Raw genomic sequence first — 3238 nt, 5'->3', positions numbered from 1 at the left:
AGGCCGCGCGTCCTGGCGCTGGCCGACCGGTTGCGGGCCGACCGGCACGCCGTGCGGCTGATGCGCGCCCTGCGCTCCCGGTACGGGCCGGGACCCCTGTTGCTGCGTATCCCGGGCAGGCCGATCGCGGTGCTGCTCGAAACGGACGACGTCGAACGGGTGCTCGACCGCACCCCGTCGCCGTTCACCCCCGCGGCCCGGGAGAAGCGTGCCGCGCTCGGACACTTCCAACCGCACGCGGTCCTGGCCTCGCCGATGCCGGAACGGGCGCCCCGCCGCCACTTCAACGAGCAGGTGCTGGAGAGCGACCGTGTCGAGCACAGTCTCGCACCCATAGTCCGCGAGGTCGTCCGCGACGAGACCATGCGGCTGCTCGGCGGGCGCACCGCACTCGCCTGGCCGGATTTCGAGGTGGCGTGGTGGCGAATCGTCCGCCGACTCGTGCTCGGCGACCACGCCCGGGACGCCAGGGAGGTCACCGACGACCTCGCCGCACTGCGCTCGCGCGGGAACTGGGCGTTCCTGCTGCCCGCGGCACGGCACCGCCGGGGAACGTTCCGTGCGCGGCTGGCGGCCCACCTCGACCGTGCCGAGCCCGGCAGTCTGGCCGCCGCACTCACCGACGACACCCGCCGGGACGTCCTCCCGCGCATCGGCACCGGCGCCGACGACCTCGACCCGTACGGGCAGGTGCCGCACTGGCTGTTCGCGTTCGACGCCGCGGGCATGGTAACGCTGCGCACCCTCGCCGTGCTGTCCACGCACCCGAGGGACGCCGCTCGCGCCCGGGAGGAGGCCCACGCCGCCCGGCCCGGGGACGCGGCGCTGCCGTTCCTGCGCGCGTGCGTGCGGGAGACGGTGCGGTTGTGGCCGACCACCCCGGTGTTGCTGCGGGAGAGCACCACGGCCACGTCCTGGCGGGGCACCACGCTCACCCGGGGGACGCTGTTCGTCGTGTTCGCGCCCTACTTCCACCGGGCACCGGAACTGGTGCCCTTCCCCGACGGCTTCCACCCGGTCCCGCCCGAGGACACATGCGGAGCCACGGAGGGAGCGGAGCGGTGGCCCGGCCTGGTGCCGTTCAGCGCGGGGCCGGGACGGTGCCCCGGCGAGAACCTGGTGCTGCTCGTGACGGCCACGATGCTCGCGGAGTTCCTGCGGCAGGGCCGTTACCGGGTGCTCGCCCCGCGGTCACTCCTCGCGCGGGGCAACGCCCACGATCGGCTGCCCGCGACGCTGAACCACTACGCCCTCCGGTTCGCCCGTGACCCCGCCGAGGGGTCTCAGGCGAGTGCGAATCCCGGCTGACCGGCGCAGACGCAGCCGCCGTCGACGGTTCCGCAATCCACGACCAGGCTGTGCCGTACGACGTCGACGTCCGTGCAACCAGCGTCGGTGCATTCGACCGTGTCGTCGACGTGCCGGATCACCGTGCCGTGGCAGTGGTCGAGACCATCCCGGCAGTTCACGCAGCTCATCCTCTCTTCGTATCACCCGGCCGGTGCGGGTCCGACGGCGACACGCCCTCGGCCGGCCCCGCTGTGCGGGCCGCCACGGTGCCCTCCTCCCGTGGCGCCCCGGGACCGCACGACCTTGACCGCGCCCGCACCCGATGTACGGTCGATCCGTGACGACCGTGTCGGCGACGGGAGGCAGGGTGGCGCGCATGCTCGACCCGGCGGTGCGGGACGCGCTGGTGGCCGCGGTCGGCGCGGCGAACGTCATCTCCGACCCGGTCGGCCTGCGCAGCTACGAGTGCGACGGTCTCACCGGCGTCCGCCAGGCGCCGTCGCTCGTCGTGCTGCCCACCGACACCGAGGGTGTCGCCGCCGCCGTGCGCGTGTGCCACCGGCACGGGGTGCCGTTCGTCGCGCGCGGTGCGGGTACCGGGCTCTCCGGCGGGGCGTTGCCGGTCGCCGACGGCGTGGTGATCTCGCTGCAACGGATGCGGCGGGTCCTCGCGGTGGACCCGCTGGACCGGCGTGCGACTCTGCACCCCGGCGTGACCAACCTGGACATCACCGCGGCCGCCGCGCCGCACGGGCTGTACTTCGCGCCCGACCCGTCCAGCCAGCAGGTCTGCACGATCGGCGGCAACGTGGCCGAGAACTCCGGCGGCGCGCACTGCCTGAAGTACGGCTTCACCACCAACCACGTGCTGGCGATGACGGTGGTGCTGCCGGACGGGGAGATCGTCACCCTCGGCGGGGACACCGGGGAACAGCTCGGCCCCGACCTGCGCGGGGTGTTCGTCGGCTCGGAGGGCACGCTCGGCATCGCCTGCGAGATCACCGTCCGGCTGCTGCCGACGCCGCAGACGGTGCGCACGCTGCTGGCCGACTTCGACTCGATTCCGCGCGCCGGTGAGGTGGTCGGCGACCTCGTCGCGGCGGGGATCGTGCCCGCCGCGGTGGAGATGATGGACAACCTCGCCATCAACGCCGCGGAGCAGGCCGTGCACGCCGGATACACCCTGGACACGGCGGCCGCGCTGGTGGTGGAGCTGGACGGGCCCGCCGCCGAGTGCGAGGCCCAGTTCGAGCAGGTGACCGCGATCTGCGAACGGCACGGCTGCACGCGCCTGCACATCGCGGGCGACGCGGCCGAACGGGCGAGGATCTGGAAGGGCCGCAAGGCCGCCTTCGCGGCGATGGGCCGGATCAGCCCGGACTACATCGTCCAGGACGGCGTGGTCCCCCGGACCCGGCTGGCGGAGGTGCTCGCCCGCATCGCCGACCTGGGCGCACAGGCGGGCCTGCGGGTCGCCAACGTCTTCCACGCCGGGGACGGCAACCTGCACCCCCTGGTGCTCTACAACGCCGCGGCCGGTGAGCAGGAGCGCGCGGAGGAGTTGTCGAAACGGATCGCGGAGCTGTGCGTCGAGCTCGGCGGGTCGCTGTCCGGGGAGCACGGGATCGGCACGGACAAGGCGTGCTCGATGCCGCGGATGTACGGCGAGACCGACCTCGCCACGATGGACCGGGTGCGTGCGGCGTTCGACCCGGACGGACTGTGCAACCCGGGCAAGCTGTTGCCCACGCCGAGGTTGTGCGGCGAGGCCCCGGGCCCCTACCGGCCGCACCCGCTGGAGGAGGCCGGGGTGATCGAGCGGCTATGACCGGAACCGACCGGACGTCCGGACCCGCCGCGACCGGCGGGCGGACGACCACACCGACGACCACACCGACGGTGACACCGACGGCCGGGACGCTCGCCCCCACCGACCTGCGCGGCGCCG

2 protein-coding genes are annotated in these 3238 nt (G+C 74.0%); both read left to right on the top strand.

Going from position 1 to position 3238, the window contains the following annotated elements; all coding sequences use genetic code 11:
* Positions 1–1308 (top strand): cytochrome P450 (locus tag SACHA_RS0116800; RefSeq protein WP_019811634.1); only part of this gene is annotated, 1308 nt, incomplete at its 5' end.
* A gap of 358 nt (positions 1309–1666) precedes the next feature.
* On the top strand, positions 1667–3118 hold the full coding sequence (locus tag SACHA_RS0116790) for an FAD-linked oxidase C-terminal domain-containing protein (protein WP_028663275.1): 1452 nt from the start codon (positions 1667–1669) through the stop codon (positions 3116–3118).
* Positions 3119–3238 lie beyond the last annotated feature (120 nt).

This window comes from Saccharomonospora halophila 8 (genome assembly GCF_000383775.1).
In the GTDB taxonomy this organism is placed as follows: Bacteria; Actinomycetota; Actinomycetes; order Mycobacteriales; family Pseudonocardiaceae; genus Saccharomonospora; species Saccharomonospora halophila.
This window is presented reverse-complemented; position numbering and strand designations above follow the sequence as displayed.

Coding starts and splice junctions, on each gene's coding strand:
- SACHA_RS0116790 (WP_028663275.1), top strand. CDS start 1,667: ATGCTCGACCCGGCGGTGCGGGACGCGCTGGTGGCCGCGGTCGGCGCG.